Genomic DNA, 19,610 nt, shown 5'->3' with positions numbered 1-19,610 from the left:
TGGCTACATTAAAATAAAAAAAGTCACAGTTGATCTTAGGCGGTTGATTATGTAGCGTTTAGCCATGCCCAAACTGGTCATCCGCGCAATCGTGTTGGCGACTGTTCTTGCTGCTGGAGGAGTGGTGCTGTGGCTATGGCGTGAACACGCCTTGGCCCGCATGCAGCTTCAGACTGAGCAAGACTTAGCCAGCGCTTGGGAGAATCGGGACTTCGAGCGAGTGCGCCTCCTCGCAGAGCATCTGCCCGATGAGGCGTCACGGGGAGAGTGGCTTGCTCAATTGAGCGAAGCGCAGCTCGCGCAAGCTGTGGGGCGTGGTGACGCCTACGCCGTTCGACAATTACGCAATAGCCAGCTCGAGGCTCCTGAATCGGAGAGCGAAGCGCTTCTACTGGCGCGAGTCGCGATCCATGAACGCAACGCCAAAACATACACGGAGATTCGTGAGCGTTGGGAGTCTGATCGGGATGCATCGGCGGCATGGATTTTCCTGGAGGTCGATGCTTTAATTGTATCCGGTAAAATCGAAGAAGCGCGGTCTCTGTTAGAGCAAAATCAATTCACGGGGCAACACGAGTCCAACCGTTTGTTACGCTTGGCCTTGCTCTCCACGACTGATCCGCGTGAGGTCTTGCGGCAGATTGATGAGGCCGTGCGCGCAGCGCCCGATCATGCGGAGGCCTTGGCGTTTCGCGGGCAGATATTGGAAAGCCTTGGACAATGGCAGGCGGCGCGGGCGGACTATGTGCGCGCCTTGGCGCTGGAGGCGGACTCGCCGCTTTTCTGGGACCAACTGGGGGAGTTCTATCGCCGCCGTGAGCAATACGCGCTGGCTGTGGACACCTGGTCCGATGGTTTTGTCCGGACACAGGTTCCGGAGTTCTGGATCAAGGCATGGTTCTGGCGCCGCGTTGCAGGACTGGGCCAAAGCATACTCGAACCACCGATGGAAGGCCCCTTTGTGGCCTATGCGCATTACCTCGCGAATTTACCGGATGACGTCTGGTGGAATAGCGAGAGCTTCGACAGCCTGCCTTACGCGAGTCGTATCCTGCAACAGCGCCAAGAGACATTTTGGCTACGGCTTTTGCAGGTGCTCAAAGAGGGGGATGAAACGCAGGCTTTGATGCTGTTACGCAGTGATCCCTTTGCGAAGCGTTCCTGGGCGCCACAGCTTAAAAGTGCGTTGACGGTGGTGTTGCTGTGGCGAAGCAGTGAGCCAGTTATGGCTGAACGCGCGTTGGCGGATACGTCCAATCATCAGTTTTATCAGCAATTAACCAAAATGCCTGATGATGAAGTGACGCCAGGTTTGGAAAGACTCCTCAATGAACGTACGGCATGGGCCGCATGCTTTTTGGCTGAAGGATGGCTTCGGGCAGCGGTGAACTTTGATCAGATTGAGTCTGGGCAGCCCGAATGGTACGGCTATGGTCAGGCGCAAGCGCAGCGGCAGCTACAGTCCGTTTCCGCAGCGCTCGCACGTCTTGAGTCTGTGGGCGAAGAGCCGACGACACAGTTGTTACGCGCGGATTTACTGTGGCTGTCCGATCAGCCTACCGAAGCTGTGGCGCTTTGGGAATCTTTGCTGACATCCAGTGACGCGGCTGCGGCGGAGCGAGCCGCCACCTTGCTCTCGGTTTACTATGCAACAGAGAACGACTGGGCTAAAGTTCAAGCGTTGGTTGAGCAACAACCGCAGTGGGCGAAGTCTACAGTTGGCTCTGAAATGCGTGCGCGACTGGCGTTGTCGAGAGGAAATCTTGCCCAGGCAAGTGCGATTTATGAGTCGATCCAGGAAGACTCGATGGACGCCAAACTTTTTCTGTCACGCATGGCCTACCAGGAGGAGAACTGGCAGCGTGCGCGCGAGCTGACTCAGGCGCTCATTCTGGAGAATCCAGATGAGCCGTCGTTTTATCGAAACCTGAATGCGATTGCGCAAGCGGAGGCGAAGCCATGAAAAATCGCATGCTCGTGTTGGGCGCCGCGTTGGCCGTGTTCTTGTTGATCGCCTGGAGTCGGCCGATGGTGTTGCGTTTGCCGACTGACAGTAGCTGGCCATTGCTAATTGGGCTACTGTTGGCCTATTGGCTGGGCCGTCCCTGGACATTGCGGGAGCGTGCTGAGCCAATCGGGGCTGGCTGGTTGGCGTTGGCAGTGATGCTTTATGCAATAGGTCTGCTGGCCGAGTATCTGTTGGCGGTTGCGTTGGGCTGGACGCTTTTGCTGCTGGCCTGGATACGGGCATTTTGGCGTGGGCCGAAACAACCCGGAGCCTGGTCCACGCTTGCGCTGTTTTCATTTCCATGGATTGCGTCCGACTTTGGGGCGTTGGGCTGGTATTTTCGCTTGAGCGGCGCTTGGGTGTCCGAGCAGTTTTTTGCCGGTCTGGGCTTTTCCATTCGCCGCGAGGGGACGTTGCTTGACATTCAGGGCTTGCCGGTCGCCATCGAACCCGCCTGTGCTGGCATGAATTTGCTGCCTGCGCTTATGCTTACGGGTGCGGCCGTAGGGCTTGTTTTTCTTGGCGGCCGGTCGAGGTTTTGGATTTTTCTGGCGCTGCTCTTTCCGTTGGCCTGGTTGGCGAATACGATTCGCATTTGTGTGATCTCTGGCGTTGCGCTGACTTGGGGGAGTCAGTTTGCGAGCGGATTTTTTCATACTTGGGGCGCCCTGCTGGTGCTGGGCGTCATGTTTGTTGGCTGCGTAGCCTTGGCGCGCGCTTTACAACCTGCGGCGAGTGAAAGGCGCTTTGTATGAGCAGCGCGCAAAGGGCAAAGATGGCTCAATGGGCGCCTGCCTTGATCGCGCTGATTATCTGTGGATTGGCGGCGTCGAACTTACCCGAAATCTGGCGGGCAGATGTCTATGCGCGCGGTGGCGTTTTCATTTTTATCGCTTGGTTAGGGCCACTGCTATGGGTCGCTCTACGAAGCTGGCGACGGCAAAACTGGCAGCCGGATTTTCTCCTGTTAGCGTTGTCGCTGCTGGCGTGCTTGGTGGGCATTCTAGGCTCTCTCAATGTTGCGCGGCATGTGGCGCTTGCCCTGGCCCTGGGGGGGCAGGTGTCCGGCAATGTCTGGAAATGGATGTGGCTTGCAGGCATGCTATCCTGGTTGCCGGCCACTGGCTGGCTGGCTAAAGATTTACCAGTCAACGGCTGGGCATTGCGCTGTATGCTGTTGGTTTTTAGCTTGGGTCTTTCTTTCCGTTGGTGGAAAGGAGCCCGGGCATGAAGCAATGGCAAACGCGACTGCTGTGGCTCATCTGCGGAGTAACGCTCATCGTGGCGTTAATCGTCGAATTGACGCCGTCAACGAACGCGATGGATCAACTGCTTGGCATACCGGAGGGTGGGGCGAATTTTACATCGCAGGCGACTCCATTGACGGCGCAGGAACGTGAGTTGTTGGGGGAGGCTTTCGCGGTTAAGAAAATTGTTCTGCCACAGGGCGGGGCGCCTTTTTTGTATTCGGCGATCGATGGTTCGCTCAATCGCCATGCAGTGCATGATCCACGCTATTGCTTTATCGGCGCGGGCTGGCGCATCGTCAGTGAGCAGTCTTTAACTACAGGGCAAGGCGAAGTGCAATCGCTAACACTGGAGCGCGACGGCGAGCAACGGCGCGCCATGTATTGGTTCAGCACGCCAGAGGGTTGGTTTGTGTCGCCTATGAATTATTGGGCTAAAGCGACTTGGCGTCGGCTAACCTTTGGCGCTGGTGGCGAAGAGCCGATCTTGATCGTGGTGCAATCACTGGGCGACCAGTCGCTCGACGATCCGGCAACCTTAACCATCCTGGAGGCGCTCGATCCATGGAAATCGTAAAGTTGCTGATCAAGACCATGATCATCCTGATCGGCATGAGCGTCATCCCGTTAATCGTGGCCTATCTGGTGAATCAAAACAAGCTTTGGCGTCGCTTGGTTCTGGTGGTCATGGCGTTGTTGATGGTGCGGCCGCCGGGGAACTTTACGTTGATGCTTTACTCGATTGATTGGTATCGCGGGCACACGAAAGGCTTCGAGTTTAACATGCTCTGGATGATCGGTGTGGGGTTGATTTTGGCTGCCGCGTCGAAGGGGCGAAAACCCCTGCTACGGCTGCCAGGTGTGTTTGCATACTCACTCTATATTTTTGCGGGATGCCTGTCGCTTTTCACCGCCTTCGAACCACTGTATGGGCTGATGGCGGCGTTCAAATTTGCCATGGTGTTTTTGATCGCGATGGGCGTGTGCCTGGCGATTGAAGACGAGGAAGACATTTTGTGGATGCTGCGTGGTTTTGCCGCGGCGTTGGTGGTGAATGTGCTGGTCTGCATCAAGATGCGCTACCTTGAGGGGCGTTATCAAATTCCGGCTTGGTTTGAGCACCAGAACCCGATGGCGATGTGGTGCTACTTCGTGGCGTTGCCGTTGTTGGCGGTGTCCCTGGCGAAAGACCTGCGCTTCCGCGATTCGTTATGGTATTTCGTTGGGTTTGGCGCGGCGGGTTTGAGCATTGTTTTTTCGGTTTCACGCGCATCGCTGGCGGCGATTGGCATGGGATCGATTCTGCTCTTGGGCGCCAGCTTCCTGCGCGGCATTACCCCCAAGCGAATGGGCGTGCTGCTGCTGATGGGCTCTGCGGGCAGCATCGTGCTTTTACTGGCCATGGATACACTGGTGAATCGCTTTGAATCCTCCGAGGACACCGGGCCGGAAAATGATCTGCGCTGGATTCTCAACCAGCAGTCCAAAGCGATGCTGGAGGACTCGTTCGTTGGCATCGGATGGAACAGCTTTGGCATTGCGAACAGCCGCCCCGAGGGTCCCCAATACAGCAAGCTGCTGGAGGCTTGGAATGCGAACCGCGGGCACACGATTGTAGCGGAGCATTACTACGCCAATCCGCTGACCGAAAGTCATTACTGGCTGATTCTGGCCGAGACTGGTTACCTGGCCTTCGCGGCGTTTATTTTGTTTGAACTGACGACGCTTTACTGGTGCCTGCGTGGCGTGTGGCATTATCGGAAATCGATGCTGGGTTTCCTGTGCCTTGGCATTGGCGTGGCGTTTGCGATTACCTATCTTCACAGTCAATTGGAGCGGGTGCTGACGCAGACGAAAAATCTCTCCACCTGGATGTTGATGGTGGGTATTTTGATGCGCATCGAGATCTGGCGTCGACAGGGGTATTTGCCAGCAACATGGGATGGCAAACGCCGCTCGACGCAGCACGTGTCCCTTGCCAGTCAACAATCACATGCGCCTCAGCGTCGTCGTCCGCGTTTCCTCGAAGCGGCAACGCGCACCAAGGAATTTCCGCGTCGTCGTTAACCTGAAATCAACTTTACCGCCAAACCATGTCTGATTCCAAATTGCCTCGCGTCCTCGTTATCGCGGAAGCAGCCAACCCGCAACTGACCAGTGTGGCGTTGATTGGCTACTCGTTGACGCGCGCCTTGCTGGATGTTGCCGATGTGCAACTGGCGACCGAACTGCGCAACAAGGATTCAATTTTAGAAGCAGGTTTTCCAGCCGAGCGACTCATCCCGGTAGACAACCGTCGTATGCAAGGCATGGCGTTTAAAGTCGCCAAGTTCTTGCGCGGCGGAGAGTCGCTTGGCTGGACCATTTACTCTGCCTTTTACAATGTGGCTTATCCAGTGTTTGAGCGGAAGCTCTGGCGCCAACTCGAAGGCCCACTTAAGGCGCGCGAGTTTGATTTGGTGCACCGAGTGACGCCGCTCAGTCCAACGACAGCGAGCCCGATTGCAAAACGATTACAAAAAATTGGCGTGCCGCTGATCATCGGACCATTGAATGGCGGCGTCCCGTGGCCAGTTGGGTTTGATGCAATTCGTCGCCAGGAAAGGGAATGGCTTAGCTACGTGCGTGGGCTCTACAGATTCACGCCCGACTTGCAAGGAACGCGTGATCGCGCTGCGGCGCTCTTGCTGGCCTCCGGCCACACCTACGGTGAAGTCGTTACGACAGGCGAACGGCGGCGCAAGGCGATTTATGTGCCGGAAAACGCGATCGATCCCGAACGCTTTCCGATGCCGGATAAAGATCGTCCGGCGAGTGATGTGCTGCGCTTGGCCTTTGTGGGACGGCTGGTCCCCTACAAAGGCGCGGTGACGCTATTGGAAGCGGCATTGCCTCTGCTGAAAAAGCGATGTGCGACACTGGACATTATCGGGGATGGCGCTGAGATGGGGCGCTTAAAAGAACTCGTTGCAGAAAATGAGTTAGAGCAGGTCGTTACGTTGCCCGGGTGGATTGCTCATGAAAAATTACACGCCCGATTGCGCGAAGCTGATGTCTTCGCTTTTCCCAGTGTGCGCGAGTTTGGTGGAGGCGTGGTGCTGGAAGCCATGGCGCTGGGGCTGGCGCCCGTAGTCGCAGATTATGCCGGACCGACAGAGCTCGTGCCCGATGATTGCGGTTGGCGAGTGCCCTTCGATTCTGTCGAAACTTTACGGGAGGGCTTTACGCAGAAGTTGACCGAGCTGGCCGCTCAGCCGGCCTTGGTTCGCGAGACTGGCGCCCGTGCCTGCGACTTCGTGCGTGCGCACTTCACTTGGCAGGCAAAGGCGCAACAGATTCGCGGAGTTTATGATTGGGCGCTCGGTCGCAGAGAACGACCTGAATTCGCTTTCGCCTTTAACCCGGAGGAAATGCAGGCATGAAGCACATCGTATTTTACGACGATAATCCGGATTTTGGCGGGCATCAGTTTATGGCGATGCGTGGCGTGGCGGCGGCGAACCGTCGCCCGGAATTTAAGACTACGCTGGTGCTCAACCCGAAGAACGAGCGGCTCTTTGCGCACACGGAGGCGATCCAGAAGGCAGGCGGAAAACTGGAGGTTCGTTACTCGCCGGCGGTCACCAAGAAATTTCAGGCGCTGCGCAATCATGTGAACGGAAAATCGTTCGATGACTTGGTGCGCTTGTTCGCTGAGTTGGCGCCGGATTTAATTGTCTGCCTGCAAGGAGAAATTGAAGACAGCTCCATGGCGTTGTTGGCGGCGAAAAAGTCCGAGCATCGCGTGATGAGTTATATCCCCGTCGCGCATACGATGGAGCAGATGGGCGCCAAGCTGGGCGCGCTGCGTGACCTAACCACTGGCTATTTGTTTCGCGCCCCGGACTCCTGGATGACGATCAGCCAGTGCATTGCCGACATGCTTCGCGATCGTGGCGCCACCGCGCCGATTCATATCGTTGAAAACGGGATCGACACCGAGCGATTCACGCCGCGTGATGCGGCGCAATTACGGCAAGAACAAGGCTTGCCCGATGGCTTGCTTTTTGGCGTTTGCGGGCGTGTGGAGTTTAACCAGAAGCAGCAGGAATTCCTCGTGCGTGCGATGAGTCGATGGTCGGGAGAACTCGCTGCCGCCAAGCTGCTTATTGTGGGTGACGGACCGGACTACGCGCGTTTGCAGAACATTATTACTGAAGTCGGATTGACGGAGCGGATCATTCTGCGCGCTTGGGAAAAGCATCCAGAAACGCTTTATCCGGCGTTGGATTGCTTGATCATCCCGTCGCGCTTTGAAGGCTTTCCGCTGGTGATGCTGGAGGCGGCGGCGTGTGGCGTGCCCGTGGTTGGTTCGGACAACGATGGCATGCATGACTTTCTGCCCACGGAGTGGCGGTTTCCGCAGGGGAGCGAAGAAGGGCTGGTTCGGGCGCTGAAATCCATAACGGTCGGCTCGGGAGAACTGGTTCGAAAGCAGCGTCAGCGGGTTCTGGAAAACCATACGCTGCAACAATTTGAAGATCGCTTTGTCGAGACCTTGCTGCGAGAATTACCTTGAACGCGAGGCGCGATAAAAATACACCTGTATTGATCTGATATGAGTGAAACACCCATGGGTTCCAAGCCGGCAGCTAGCGCCAGCGCGGAGAAGTCCGGTTTGGCGGATTCCGGCTTTCAGTTCCCGCTTGGGTTTGATCCACTGCGTTGGGTTTATGCGTTTTTACTGCGCATCTACTGGCCGGTTGGATTGGCGATTGTTTTATGCATTGGAGGATTTCTGGTGGGAGGGATGTGGAATAGCCAAACCTATTCGGTTTCGTTGCAGTTAATTAAAAAGCCGGTGCCGTCGGTTATCAAGGCGGGCGAGCAGGGGGACGCCTTTCGTCCACGGCAATTAAACGACCGCAGCCTGCGCTCCACTTTGCTGGCGAATGAAGCCATTTTTAAAACCGCCACGTCGCTCGGTCTGGATCCGGAAGAGCTGAAGAAGTCTGTGGAAATCGATCAATTGGAGGGTACAGACTTTTTCTACATTACTGTTCACAGCGCCGAGAGTGGTGAAGCAGCCATCGAGATTGTCGAGCTTTGGGCCGACGAAATTATCCACTATACGATTGGTTTGCAGCGGCGTGAATCGCTCGCCATGCGGGAGTTGCTTGAAGAAGAAAGCAACGACTTGGCGCGCGACTTGGAGACGGTCAATCAGCGGTTGCTAACCTTTTCTTCGGACAACGATTATCTGGACGGGGACAAGCAACTGGAGGCTTCGCTGCGCGCCTTGGCTGGCTTGGAATTGCAGCTTGAGGATGCGCGCATATTGCTGACAACGAAGACGGAGCAACTGAAGGCATTGACGGAGGAACTTCAGGCGCTAAGCCCGATTTCAGATCAATTGAAATCATCCAAAGAAGGATTGGCCCAGCTGCGTGGTCGTTATACGGACTCCAATCCACTCGTGAAAGAAAAGCTCTACGAGATCCAATATCTGGAAGAGAAACTAAAGGAAGAGGCGGCCGATCCGGGTGATGATTTACGCCGGTTTACAGGGACGCCGTTAGGCAACCAGCTTTACCTGGAAATTATCCAAGTGCGCAACGAGCGTCTGCAACTGCAACAGCGGACTCAGGAGTATGAGCGTTTGCTTAAAGATCAACGCGCGAAGCTTCAGCATCTGCCGCGTCAAATCCTCCGCTACAGTGAGCTTTTGCAGGAGCGGGATCAACTGCGTCGCGCTTTCGAACTGCTCAACAGTCGTTTGCAGGAAGCCCGTATTTTTGCGGAAAATGCGCCAGGCTATTGGGAGGTGTTTCAAAAACCTTCACCGGGGGATGTCAGCGTGGTGGTGAATCGGAAACAAGCGTTGCTACTGGCGGTGGCGGGCTTTGGCGGCGGCGCTTTCCTTGGACTGGTCATTGCGTTGTTTTTGGAAATACGGAACCCCGCGCCGAAGTTTCCTCTAGGCTATGCGATTGCGGCGAAGGCATTGCCCAAACTAGATTTGCCGCTTAATGACACGGAATCCTGGCGCACGCAGTTAAATGCGTTTTGGCTGACTGATTTAATCCGCCTGCAACGTGACGGCTATCTGGTGATTGTCACGACGCACGCTGACGCTCCGGCAGAGACGCCATTTTGGCGCACGCTGTTTCAACTGGCGGATGCCGATGACACGCCGTTAAAAGTGCTGGATCTGAGTCAGCAGCCAGGCGACCTGGGCGCCGCGCCGGGGCAACTGATGCACTGGCGCGAAGTGGAAGATTGGTGCGTGTGGGCGCGGGAAAATTTGCGACTGGGGCCAGTTGTGTTGCGTTTGCATGGCGACCCGTACCCGGCGATTATTCCTATTCTGGAGCAGGTGGGCCATTGGCTCTGTTTGGTCGATGAGGGCGCCGCACTAGGCAAGCTGAAGAACGATATGCGGCTCTACGCCAACACGCTTCATCAGCCAGATGGGTTGATCCTGGTGCGCCATCCGGCTCCCAATCCGCTAGCGGCTGGCTGTGAAGCATTAGGCCTCGTTCTTGGCTCGCTGTTGCGAAAGAAACCATCGGCAAATCCTGGCTAATGCGAGTTGCGTTGATCATCTTCTTGTGGGTTGCGCTTTCCTTCGTGAATGCTGAGGATTCGGTGGAGGCGGGGGAGGCAATGACGTCTTGGCGTGAGCGTTACGAGTTGGGCCCGGGCGACGTGATTAACTTCTCGTTTTACGGCCGACCGGAGCTGGATCGTCCGGGCATTCGTATTGCGCCCGATGGAACGATCAGCTACCTGCAGGCCACGAATGTCGATGTTAACGGACTGTCAATCGACCAGGCGCGCTTACTGTTTGAAAAACGCTTGAGCGCGAACTTCCGCAATCCGCGGGTAATCATTACGCCGGAGGAGGTTGGCAGCAAGCGCTACTCCATCATGGGAAAAGTGATGAAACGCGGCGTGTTTACGCTCGACCGTCCGTTAACGCTGGTTGAAGCCGTGGCTCGAGCAGGTGGCGTGGAGGTTGGTTTATTTGAGCAGAACACCATTGAATTGGCGGACATGGAGCGTTCGTTTGTCGTGCGTGGAGACCAGCGTATGGATGTGGATTTTCAAAAGCTGTTTCTCGAAGGCGACATGAACCAAAACATCGGCATCGAGCCTAATGACTACATTTACATCGCCTCAAACATTACGAACGAATACTATGTTTTTGGCGCTGTTGGCCAACCCGGCGTGCAGAGCTTTACGCCTAACGCCACCATCGTCACCGCGTTGACCCGGCGATTGGGCTACTCGCCGAAGGCTTGGGTGCATCGCGTTATTGTGGTGCGGGGAAGCCTGACAGAACCAGAGGTTTTCGAGGTCAACGTGGCTGACATTTTATCTGGCCGCGCGAAGGATTTTCGTTTGAAGCCGAAGGATATCATTTATGTCTCGGAACGCCCGACCGCCGAGCTGGAAGAGTTAACAGACCTCGCGATTCGCGCCTTCATCACGAGCGCTGCCGTGAGTCTGGTCAATACTCACACACCGCATATCATTAACCCCTGATGCTCGCCCGTTACCTGACAGTTTTACTGCTGACGCTCTCGCTGGTCTTGAGCGGGTGTCTGCAGGCGCCGGAGCCGACCTTCGACGCCTACGCGCCGCCGGTCAATCTCTCTGAAACGGCGGACTTCGAAACGATCGAGCCGGAAGTCGAGATTACCCCCGCAATGTTGAAACCGTCGACAGCGCCCTATCGCCTTGGACCAGGGGACATTCTGGAGATCGAAGTCGCGGAGATTCCAGGCACCTTGGCGCGAACGTTTATTATGCCGGATGGCATGGTTTATTATAACTTGGCTGGCGGCGTGAAGGCGGAGGGCAAAACGGTGCAGGAGCTGAGTGATGCGTTGGGGCAAGCGCTCGCGAGGGATTATGCCGAGCCCGTGGTTAACATCACGCTGGTCGAGGTCAAGAGTCGGCGCTACTGGATGCTGGGCCGTGTTTACAGCCCCGGCCTGTACCCGCTACGACAGCCTACGACGCTGATTGAATCCATTGCTATGGCGGGCGGGTTGTTCAGCGCGCGCTTTTCGGGGTCAACTGAAGAACTGGCGGATTTGGGGCACAGTATTGTGATCCGCGACGGGGAAGTGTTGCCGGTGGATTTTACCAAGCTCATCCGGGACGGAGACATGAGCCAGAATATTTACTTACAACACAACGACTACATTTATCTGCCATCGGCGCAGGCGAGTTCCGTGTTGCTGTTAGGCAAGGTCAACCAGCCCAAGGCGGTTTCCTATAAGGATGAGCTGACGCTTGCTGAGTGTATCGCCTATGGCCTGGGACCGGCGGAAAAGGCGTATCTTTCGCAGGTGGTCATCGTGCGCGGTTCGTTGCGTGAGCCACAGGTCGCGGTGGTGGATTTTGCAGCGATCATGACGGGTAAGGCGCCAGACGTGCGGCTGGAACCGTTTGACATTGTTTGGATTCCGCAGAATCCATGGGCGACTGCCTACGACTACTTGAAACAGGTGGTGCGCAGTGCGGCGCAAGCCATTGCGATCAATGAAGGTTCCCGTGTGGCGGGGCTTGATACTGGCGCCACGGTTTCGGTGCCGGTTAGCACGGGGGCGCCCGCGGCAGCTCCGGCGGCGCCCGCAGCTAGCCAATAAGGCAAATTCAATCTTCGGCGTGGAAGGCGCCGTAGACCACGCCAATCAGATTTTGGCGGGTTACATAATCGCTGTCTTCATGGGGGTTGTTGATGCCCTTCACCGACCAGTAGTCGCCTTCTTTGGAGACGAGCTGATGGACAATGCGTTGGCCATTGATGCTGTCATACGCCACTAGCATGCCGGGCTGCAGTTCGTCAAACTCGATGGGCTCAATGACGAAGTATACATTGTCGCCATAGAGTGGGGCCATGGACGTTCCCCCGCCCGGAGCGCTGGTTCGTCCCGCCTCCTGGCGCTCAACAATACGCGCTGCTTTGGCGGAATCGCGAAAAGACTCACCGGAGACGGGAGCTTGTGCCGTCGGGGCGGTCTCCCGGTATTCACAACCGGATAGCAGCATGCTTGCTGCTGTGATGATTGTCGGGACTTTAGTGATTTTGAAATCCTAAAGTCGGCATGGCTAAAGATAAACAACATTCAGCATGATCGGAAAATAATACAGTGCGGACCTGAAAAAGATACAGGCTGCGCTCGTTTTGATTCAGTGGAGCGCGTTCTGGCATTCAGTGAACTGAACCGGTGCGATTCAGTGTCTCAATTTGTGCAATTCAATGAAGGGATAGGGGAAATGACATATCCGACCTAATATCCCAAAACGTGAATCGGTGAGATCATGAGTTATCATGAAAACACCAGCCATCTCCTTGTTGATCGCACTTTTAACCTTTGTCGCCAGCGCTGCTGAGGGACGCTATCTTTCAGCAAACATCAAAACAGACGTTCCTATGGTGCGCGCCATTGACGATGCGTTGCAAGCCGCCCAGCACAATCAGAGCTGGATGGTTATGCTGGGCAAGGGCGTGTCAATGGACCCCTACTACGGATCGAGCTCGGTCCTGCTGGTTTCCCCGACGCCCTTTCAAAAACTCAAGCCCGGCATGATGGCGGTATTTCGCGATGCGGACGGCGATTTGGTGGGACACTGGCTGGTGCGTCTTGAAGGCCAGGGCTGGGTGACTCAGGGGGCAAACAATTTTTCTGAAGACCCTGAAATCATGACGGCGAGCGCTTACGAAGGCGTGATCTTCGGAGTGTTGAATTCTGCCGGCGCCGATGCGCAGGGCATGGCTTACGCCAAGCAGTTGGGTCTGCCTACCGTTATTGGTAAAAGCCGCTAATCCGCATCCGATCATTAGGCATACTCCCTAGAATTAGATTCCACGCCGCTAGGCGCTCGGGTCGATGAGCCCATGCACGATGGCAAACCGTGTTAAGCCTGCAGTGTCGTGAATGTTTAGTTTGGCAATGATGCGGTTACGATGTGTCTCTGCGGTCTTGACGCTGATGCCCAGCTTGGCGGCGATTTCTTTATTACTGTGGCTTTCGGCAACGAGTTGCAGCACCTCGCGCTCGCGAGTGGATAAGGACTCAGGACTGTCCCCTTGCTCGGGATAGAGCATGATGTCGCGCAGCATCGCTGAGATGTTTGGGCTGTAGAATGTCTGCCCCTGGACAACGGTGTTGATTGCAGTTTCCAGGATTTGCAAGCTTTCCGATTTTTGCACAAGCCCCGTCGCGCCACACTCCATCATTTGGCGGACCATGTTGCGGTTTTGGAAAGCCGAAAACCCCAAAACATGTATGTCAGGCATTTCACGCTTTATTTTCTGCATAATGCTGATGCCGTTGAGTCCCGGCAACATGATGTCCAGAACCACGACGTCAGGTTGGTGTTTCAGAATCAGTTGATAACCTTCCAGACCATCACCAGTCTCAGCTACTAGCTCCAGCATCGGGCTTTCAACGATGAGCCGGACGATGAATTCTCTAAGGATAAGCTGATCTTCAACAACGACTATGCGTTTCATGGCCAAAAGAGTAGTTATTCTATTTATGCAATGCAATTCTAGTCTGCCCTCTCTGAGGGGGAACAGGCGAAATTTAATAAAAAAACGCCCAAAATGCCCTTGATTTTAAGGGTATTTTCGCGGCGCCTGAGTGAGGCTGCTCTACGGAGAACTAGGTCCTTAGCATGGTCGATTGGCTAGTGGATGCGCGTTGTAGATGATATTGATTACTGATAAAATTGGCTTTTCAATACTAAATTTAATTGAAAAAGGCAAGTGCCCATTTTAAAAGTTATACATGGAAGCTTCGATGAAGCGAAACAGGCCTGCTTGTCACGCTGCTGTATGTCTTTTGGCGGTAGTTTCTATGGTGCTTCCCCTGGTGGTGCTGATTGGATGGATACTAGATGTTGATGGTATAAAAAGCCTAATCCCGGGCCTTGAGACCATGAAGGTGAATACAGCGATTGGCTTCGTTTTGGCGGGTCTTTCGATCTGGTCTCGGCAACTGGTCGAGCGTCATGCATGGGCAAAATCGCTTGCCATTAGTACCGCGTCAGCTGTGCTGCTGATGTCGCTTTTAACTCTCATTGAGTATGTGGCGGATGTTAATTTAGGCATCGATGAATTGTTAATTCGCGATCCAGATACAGCACTTCCGTATCATCCAGGTCGGATGTCCGCAGCAACAGCTCTGGGCTTGTGCTTGGTCGGTTGCGCATTGCTCGTGATAAACCTGAAAACTTGTCGCCGAGTTCTTGTGATGCAGACGCTGGCCTTCATGGTCCTGCTCCTCTCTTTGATCGCTCTGGTCAGCTATGTTGTTGAGCCAGCGTCCCTTTATGATCTGGGTTGGTTTCGTTCATTGGCGTTGAATACTGCGCTCCTATTTCTGTTGGTCGGTGTGGCTATATTGCTTCTCGAACCTGGGGCAGGCTTCATGAAGCAACTAACTTCACCGTTGCTGGGGGGGCAAAGCGCGCGCACCATTATACCACTCATGATTTTGGCGCCGCTTTGTTCGGAGTGGCTTTTGATGATGGCGATCCAGGCAGAATTGATTGGGTTCGTTATGGCGCTTAACCTTTTCGTGGTGTCGAATACGATGACACTCTTCGTCATTGTTTGGTATACTGCTAAAAAGAAAAACCAAATTCACGCGGAATTGTTGGAGCGGAATGAGCTGCTGCAATCATCGGAAGCGCATAATGCATTATTGGCGGCGATTGTTACTGGAGCCAAAGATGCAATCGTCAGTTTGAATCAGCAGAATCGAATTACGGTTTGGAATAAAGGCGCCGAAGTCGTCTTCGGCGTTCCTGCCAGTGAGGCGATGAATCAGCCGCTGCGGGAAATCATTTCCGTTGAGAAGCTGCACCAGGAGTGGTTGCCAAAGGCGCGGGCCGGGGAGACTGTGTCAGGCTTGGAAGTGACGCTGGCGCAAAAAGATGGCAAACTAATTGATGTATCCATCACGATTTCAGCAGTTGATGATTCAAATGGGAAGCAATTGGGGCTCTCCTTGATTGCGCGGGACATGACGCACTTGCATCAGCTTCAAATCGAGAGGGATGTGGCGTCGCGCGATTTGATCGATTTCAAGGCGGCGTTGGATGAGCATGCGATTGTTGCGATGACTGATGCGCGCGGGCGCATCACCTATGTTAATGAGAAGTTTTGCACCATTTCAAAATACAGTCGTGAGGAGCTTATTGGTCAGGACCACCGGATCTTGAATTCCGGCTGCCATTCCAAAGAGTTTTTCAAAGACTTGTGGGGAACTATTTCCCAAGGTGAGGTCTGGCGTGGAGAAATTCGTAACCGCGCTAAAGACGGCGAGCATTATTGGGTGGACACCACGATAGTGCCTTTTCTGGATGATGATGGGCGTCCCCGACAGTATGTCGCTATTCGCGCCGATGTGACCGAGCGTGTCCGGTCATCAGCGGTGCTGGCCCGGCAGGCGGAGGAGTTAGCGCGTTCCAACGCCGACTTGGAGCAGTTTGCCTACATTGCCTCGCATGACTTGCAGGAGCCGTTGCGGGGCATCGATGGCTGTGTCCAGTTGCTTGCGCGCCGTTATCGAGATAAGCTGGATGATGGGGGTAAGGAATTCATCGACCATACGGTGGGTAATGTGTCACGCATGCAGCGATTGATTCGCGATTTGCTTTCTTATTCCCGGGTGGGCACGAGAAGTCGTGAGTTTCAGTCGCTCTCTCTCGGTGATCTCGTGTCTGACGCGAAGCTGAATTTGGCGACTGCCATAGAGGAAAGTCATGCGGAAATTACCCAAGAGGGATTGCCTGAGGTATTTGGGGATTACACTCAACTGAGTCAGGTGTTTCAAAACCTCTTGTCGAATGCGTTGAAATTCTCGCAAAGCACGCCTCGGGTCCACATCAGCGCCCAGCGTCATGAGTCGCATTGGGAAATAACGGTTACGGATAACGGGATTGGAATTCGTCCGGAGTATTTTGATCGCATCTTTGTGATTTTCCAACGCTTGCACAATCGTGAGCTCTATCCCGGAACGGGAATAGGGCTAGCGCTGTGTAAGCGGATTATCCAACGGCATGGTGGACAAATCTGGGTCGAGTCGCAGGAGGGAGAAGGCTGCGCCTTTCACTTTACCTTACGAGACATCGGCCAAACGGTACGCATGCCAGGACAGCCTGAGCTAGAACACAATGAAAACCGCTACCAGTCGTATCGTTCACACTAAGAAATACCTTGCAGCATGATCAAACTGAAACCCATGAATATTTTACTCGTTGAAGATAATCCAACGGATATTCTCTTGGCGCGAGAGGCGTTGAAAAAGATTGAGATCGATCATTCGCTGCACGTGGTGGAAGATGGTGAAGCGGCGCTCAAGTATTTGAGCCAGGAGGATGGTTTCAACGGATGTCCCAGGCCCGATTGTATTTTGCTGGACTTGAATTTGCCCCGAAAGAATGGCCGAGAGGTGCTGGCTGAGATCAAGTCAGTGGAATTATTGAAGACCATACCGGTCATTGTTTTCAGCACTTCGGATGCGCCGGATGACATCGAAAGCGCCTACAAGCTTCACGCCAATTGTTATCTGGTTAAGCCTTCGAACTTCGATCGCTGCGTCGCCGCTTTTAATACCCTGCTTAATTTTTGGTGGAACCTCGTTGAGCTACCCGATCATGAGTAACAAAATCGCAGTGCTGCTGGTAGAGGATAATCCCACGGATCGGCTCATTATTCGAGAGCTGCTCTCGGAAGCGATAGAGGTCAGCTTTGTGTTGGAGGAAGCGCGTAGCATGGCAGAGTGTATTGAGTTGCTGCGAACAAAGACCTTTGGCGCGATACTGTTGGACTTGGGGTTGCCGGATTCTCAGGGGGAGCGTAGCTTTCAAAGCATCATCGAAACAGCCCCTGACATCCCGTTGCTGGTGCTTACCGGTTTGGATGATGAAAATGCGGGTATCCGCGCGATGCGCTATGGGGCGCAGGATTATTTGGTTAAGGGCGAGTTTCAGAGTTCATTGTTGGTTCGTTCGATTCGCTATGCGGTTGAGCGACATCGCATCTCGACTGAGTTGCGTCAATTGGCGTTGGAGCTGGGTGAAACGAGCCGTCGCCTGAGTGAAAGTGAGACGCGAATTCGCGAACTGATTAATGTCAGTGAAGACGCCATGATCGTGGTGGATGAGCAAAATGTGGTGCAGTTTGCCAACCCAGCGGCCTCAGACTTTTTCCTCAAAGAGTTATCTACTTTAATCGGTAGCCCATTTATGGACAACTGGAGCGACTCGTCAGTGATCACGCTTCCTGATCGGCTGGGAGAGCCCCGGTATGCCGAAGTCAAGACGGCGGAAACGGAATGGGATAATCTGCCTGCCCACTTGCTGACGCTGCGTGATATCACTGCGCGTAAACGTTTTGAGCAGGAGCTGGTTTTATTCCGCAAATTGATTGATCACTCAGAGGAGTCGGTGGAGTTCGTGGATGTGGAGACCGGCATGGTTCTGGATTGTAATCAAATGTGCTGTCAGCGTCTGGGCTATACCCGTGAGGAGATGCTGAACCTGCATGTTTGGGATTATGATCGAATCGTGACGCCGGAAAATTGGGGTGAGCTGGCCGCCACGATGATCGAGAATAAACGCGCGAAATTTGAGTCCGATCACCTAACTAAGAGTGGGGAAACTTATCCGGTAGAAGTGAGTATCGGGCATGTTTTATCCAATGGGAAAAGCATCTTCGTGGCCATCGTACAGGATATCTCTGAGCGGAAGAAAATTGAAAACCAACTACGCCGGGATGCGGAAATCATTTCCCGGCTGGAAGATGCGATCATCACGCTGGATCTTGATTGGACAATACAATACTGGAGTCAAGGCGCGACGGGCATGTTTGGTTGGTCCAGTGATGAGCGGGTGGGCACTCACTTCCTCAGGGTTTTTGGGGTGGATCATGATGCAGATCTAACCAATGCGCTGAAGAAGGCGCTGCAGGGCGAGGCGCAGTGCATCGAGCGCAAGCTATTAACCAAAGCTGGGGAAAGCATTTGGCTGGAATGTTCATTGCACTTGAATCGTAGCGAGTCTGGCGATCCGGTGGGTTTGCTCCTGGTCATGCGCAACATTGAGGAGCGGGTCAGCTTAGAGGCGCAACTGCGGCAAGCTCAGAAGATGGAGGCCATTGGCACTCTGGCCGGGGGCATTGCACATGATTTTAATAACATCATGGCGGCGATACGTGGCTATGCGGAACTGGCGCATCGGCGCTCCAGCGACCCCTCCATTACGCAGGACTTGGCTACGGTCTTAAAAGCTTCGGAGAGGGCGAGCGCTCTCATCGAAAAGATCCTGACATTTTCCCGCAAGCAACCGGAAACCCGTTCGACTATTCGGCTGCAAGAGCCGTTGACAGAATCGATTCATCTACTGCGCGCGACCATACCGTCCACCATCGCCATCGAGTCCTGGATTGATGAAACGGCCCCGGGCGTTTTGGCCAATCAGGAGCAGGTTCAACAAATCATTCTAAATCTAGCAACTAACGCTATGCACGCCATGAGCGGTCGCGCTGGCAAGCTAAGCTTTTGTTTAAGCATGCAGAGTATCGGGCGCGAAATATCCAATGTTCATGTGCGGTTGCAGCCGGGAGACTACATTCATGTTTCGATTAGCGACACCGGCTGCGGAATGAATTCGGAAACGATCGAGCGTATTTTTGAGCCATTCTACACGACCAAGAGTCCGGGCGAAGGCACTGGCTTGGGGCTGGCCATGGTGCATGGCATCATGGAGAGCCATGATGGCGCCATCACCGTCGATAGTGAGTTCGGAGCAGGCACGACTTTTCACCTCTATTTTCCCGTTCACACGATGAAGCTGGATGCCGCAGAACCGAAATCAGTTAATGGAGCCAGGGGGCACGGGGAGCATATTTTATTCGTCGACGACGAAGTGCTCCTGGCAGCATTAGGCAAGGAAGCATTGGAGATTCTGGGCTATCGGGTCACCATTTCCAACGACCCGAAACAGGCGCTCCAAATGGTTTGTGAATCCGGAGAGACGTTTGACTTGATCATCTCCGATCAAACGATGCCGGGTATGACTGGCTTGGAGCTATCGCAATGCATTCTCAAGAAATTTCCGGGACAGCGCATCGTGTTGACGACTGGTTACTCGGCAACGCTCACGCCTGAAATTGCCCGTGAGGCGCATATTCTCGATCTGTTGCCTAAGCCGGTTGGCATAGAAAAGCTCAGTGCCGTGGTAGCCCGCGCTTTGGCCAGCGGGCCGGGAAGAGCTTCCCTTAATGTAACTGCTTAATTAAGAAGACGCTCCCTGATCGCAGTTAGATTTAACTGCTTACGCAATATATT

The 19,610-nt window shown here is 54.3% G+C and carries 16 protein-coding genes; 14 read left to right on the top strand and 2 right to left on the bottom strand.

From position 1 onward, the window contains the following. Window positions 1-64: 64 nt before the first annotated feature. The 10 genes from RBB63_RS10400 to RBB63_RS10355 are packed head-to-tail and all read left to right on the top strand — an operon-like array spanning window position 65 to window position 11,894. Window positions 65-1,963 carry a tetratricopeptide repeat protein gene (locus tag RBB63_RS10400; RefSeq protein WP_309383884.1) on the top strand — a complete coding sequence of 633 codons (1,899 nt, stop codon included), beginning with the start codon at window positions 65-67 and terminating at the stop codon, window positions 1,961-1,963. Continuing rightward, window positions 1,960-2,763, top strand: coding sequence for an archaeosortase/exosortase family protein (locus RBB63_RS10395; protein ID WP_309383882.1), 804 nt, complete (start codon window positions 1,960-1,962; stop codon window positions 2,761-2,763). Before RBB63_RS10400 ends, RBB63_RS10395 begins: the two co-directional genes overlap by 4 nt. Further along, window positions 2,760-3,239, top strand: coding sequence for a hypothetical protein (locus tag RBB63_RS10390; protein WP_309383880.1), 480 nt, complete (start codon window positions 2,760-2,762; stop codon window positions 3,237-3,239). The genes RBB63_RS10395 and RBB63_RS10390 overlap by 4 nt, the downstream gene beginning before the upstream one ends. After that, the gene (locus tag RBB63_RS10385; RefSeq protein WP_309383878.1) at window positions 3,236-3,832 is read left to right on the top strand and encodes an exosortase-associated EpsI family protein; all 597 of its coding nucleotides are present in this window, start codon (window positions 3,236-3,238) and stop codon (window positions 3,830-3,832) included. The genes RBB63_RS10390 and RBB63_RS10385 overlap by 4 nt, the downstream gene beginning before the upstream one ends. After that, the gene (locus RBB63_RS10380) at window positions 3,820-5,322 is read left to right on the top strand and encodes a hypothetical protein (RefSeq protein ID WP_309383876.1); all 1,503 of its coding nucleotides are present in this window, start codon (window positions 3,820-3,822) and stop codon (window positions 5,320-5,322) included. The genes RBB63_RS10385 and RBB63_RS10380 overlap by 13 nt, the downstream gene beginning before the upstream one ends. A 26-nt stretch (window positions 5,323-5,348) precedes the next feature. After that, the gene (locus RBB63_RS10375) at window positions 5,349-6,677 is read left to right on the top strand and encodes a glycosyltransferase family 4 protein (RefSeq protein ID WP_309383874.1); all 1,329 of its coding nucleotides are present in this window, start codon (window positions 5,349-5,351) and stop codon (window positions 6,675-6,677) included. Beyond that, window positions 6,674-7,813 carry a glycosyltransferase family 4 protein gene (locus RBB63_RS10370; protein ID WP_309383872.1) on the top strand — a complete coding sequence of 380 codons (1,140 nt, stop codon included), beginning with the start codon at window positions 6,674-6,676 and terminating at the stop codon, window positions 7,811-7,813. The genes RBB63_RS10375 and RBB63_RS10370 overlap by 4 nt, the downstream gene beginning before the upstream one ends. 39 nt (window positions 7,814-7,852) lie before the next feature. Continuing rightward, complete coding sequence (locus tag RBB63_RS10365) at window positions 7,853-9,820, top strand: GumC family protein (RefSeq protein WP_309383870.1); 1,968 nt, start codon at window positions 7,853-7,855, stop codon at window positions 9,818-9,820. Next, window positions 9,820-10,782 (top strand): polysaccharide biosynthesis/export family protein, encoded by a 963-nt coding sequence (locus RBB63_RS10360; RefSeq protein ID WP_309383868.1) that lies wholly within the window; start codon window positions 9,820-9,822, stop codon window positions 10,780-10,782. Before RBB63_RS10365 ends, RBB63_RS10360 begins: the two co-directional genes overlap by 1 nt. Beyond that, complete coding sequence (locus RBB63_RS10355; RefSeq protein WP_309383866.1) at window positions 10,782-11,894, top strand: polysaccharide biosynthesis/export family protein; 1,113 nt, start codon at window positions 10,782-10,784, stop codon at window positions 11,892-11,894. The genes RBB63_RS10360 and RBB63_RS10355 overlap by 1 nt, the downstream gene beginning before the upstream one ends. Window positions 11,895-11,901: 7 nt before the next feature. Here RBB63_RS10355 and RBB63_RS10350 read toward each other — a convergent pair whose 3' ends face one another. Continuing rightward, window positions 11,902-12,297 carry a S24/S26 family peptidase gene (locus RBB63_RS10350; protein ID WP_309383861.1) on the bottom strand — a complete coding sequence of 132 codons (396 nt, stop codon included), beginning with the start codon at window positions 12,295-12,297 and terminating at the stop codon, window positions 11,902-11,904. Window positions 12,298-12,580: 283 nt separating this feature from the next. Here RBB63_RS10350 and RBB63_RS10345 point away from each other — a divergent pair, with 283 nt between their 5' ends. Next, a complete protein-coding gene (locus RBB63_RS10345) occupies window positions 12,581-13,075 on the top strand; it encodes a S24/S26 family peptidase (RefSeq protein WP_309383859.1) in 495 nt (164 codons plus the stop codon). A 48-nt stretch (window positions 13,076-13,123) separates the two neighbouring features. Here RBB63_RS10345 and RBB63_RS10340 read toward each other — a convergent pair whose 3' ends face one another. Further along, window positions 13,124-13,765 (bottom strand): response regulator, encoded by a 642-nt coding sequence (locus RBB63_RS10340; RefSeq protein WP_309383857.1) that lies wholly within the window; start codon window positions 13,763-13,765, stop codon window positions 13,124-13,126. 277 nt (window positions 13,766-14,042) lie between these two features. Here RBB63_RS10340 and RBB63_RS10335 point away from each other — a divergent pair, with 277 nt between their 5' ends. From RBB63_RS10335 to RBB63_RS10325, 3 genes are read left to right on the top strand one after another with little or no spacing between them, the layout of a single operon-like run. After that, window positions 14,043-16,469, top strand: a complete 2,427-nt coding sequence (locus RBB63_RS10335; protein WP_309383855.1) for a sensor histidine kinase — start codon at window positions 14,043-14,045, stop codon at window positions 16,467-16,469. 33 nt (window positions 16,470-16,502) lie between these two features. Next, a complete protein-coding gene (locus RBB63_RS10330; protein ID WP_309383853.1) occupies window positions 16,503-16,925 on the top strand; it encodes a response regulator in 423 nt (140 codons plus the stop codon). Beyond that, complete coding sequence (locus tag RBB63_RS10325) at window positions 16,918-19,557, top strand: hybrid sensor histidine kinase/response regulator (RefSeq protein WP_309383851.1); 2,640 nt, start codon at window positions 16,918-16,920, stop codon at window positions 19,555-19,557. Before RBB63_RS10330 ends, RBB63_RS10325 begins: the two co-directional genes overlap by 8 nt. Window positions 19,558-19,610: the final 53 nt, after the last annotated feature.

Source organism: Cerasicoccus frondis (genome assembly GCA_031296915.1).
GTDB classification, from domain to species: domain Bacteria; phylum Verrucomicrobiota; class Verrucomicrobiia; order Opitutales; family Cerasicoccaceae; genus Cerasicoccus; species Cerasicoccus frondis.
Note: the sequence above shows the minus strand (reverse complement) of the source record. Positions and strands in the feature narration are given on the sequence as shown.

Excerpts from the sequence above, each read along its gene's own strand:
- RBB63_RS10375 (WP_309383874.1), top strand. The coding sequence starts at position 5,349 with ATGTCTGATTCCAAATTGCCTCGCGTCCTCGTTATCGCGGAAGCAGCC.
- RBB63_RS10340 (WP_309383857.1), bottom strand. The coding sequence starts at position 13,765 with ATGAAACGCATAGTCGTTGTTGAAGATCAGCTTATCCTTAGAGAATTC.
- RBB63_RS10355 (WP_309383866.1), top strand. The coding sequence starts at position 10,782 with ATGCTCGCCCGTTACCTGACAGTTTTACTGCTGACGCTCTCGCTGGTC.
- RBB63_RS10370 (WP_309383872.1), top strand. The coding sequence starts at position 6,674 with ATGAAGCACATCGTATTTTACGACGATAATCCGGATTTTGGCGGGCAT.
- RBB63_RS10360 (WP_309383868.1), top strand. The coding sequence starts at position 9,820 with ATGCGAGTTGCGTTGATCATCTTCTTGTGGGTTGCGCTTTCCTTCGTG.
- RBB63_RS10385 (WP_309383878.1), top strand. The coding sequence starts at position 3,236 with ATGAAGCAATGGCAAACGCGACTGCTGTGGCTCATCTGCGGAGTAACG.
- RBB63_RS10365 (WP_309383870.1), top strand. The coding sequence starts at position 7,853 with ATGAGTGAAACACCCATGGGTTCCAAGCCGGCAGCTAGCGCCAGCGCG.
- RBB63_RS10345 (WP_309383859.1), top strand. The coding sequence starts at position 12,581 with ATGAAAACACCAGCCATCTCCTTGTTGATCGCACTTTTAACCTTTGTC.
- RBB63_RS10330 (WP_309383853.1), top strand. The coding sequence starts at position 16,503 with ATGAATATTTTACTCGTTGAAGATAATCCAACGGATATTCTCTTGGCG.
- RBB63_RS10390 (WP_309383880.1), top strand. The coding sequence starts at position 2,760 with ATGAGCAGCGCGCAAAGGGCAAAGATGGCTCAATGGGCGCCTGCCTTG.
- RBB63_RS10335 (WP_309383855.1), top strand. The coding sequence starts at position 14,043 with ATGGAAGCTTCGATGAAGCGAAACAGGCCTGCTTGTCACGCTGCTGTA.
- RBB63_RS10400 (WP_309383884.1), top strand. The coding sequence starts at position 65 with ATGCCCAAACTGGTCATCCGCGCAATCGTGTTGGCGACTGTTCTTGCT.
- RBB63_RS10380 (WP_309383876.1), top strand. The coding sequence starts at position 3,820 with ATGGAAATCGTAAAGTTGCTGATCAAGACCATGATCATCCTGATCGGC.
- RBB63_RS10350 (WP_309383861.1), bottom strand. The coding sequence starts at position 12,297 with ATGCTGCTATCCGGTTGTGAATACCGGGAGACCGCCCCGACGGCACAA.
- RBB63_RS10395 (WP_309383882.1), top strand. The coding sequence starts at position 1,960 with ATGAAAAATCGCATGCTCGTGTTGGGCGCCGCGTTGGCCGTGTTCTTG.
- RBB63_RS10325 (WP_309383851.1), top strand. The coding sequence starts at position 16,918 with ATGAGTAACAAAATCGCAGTGCTGCTGGTAGAGGATAATCCCACGGAT.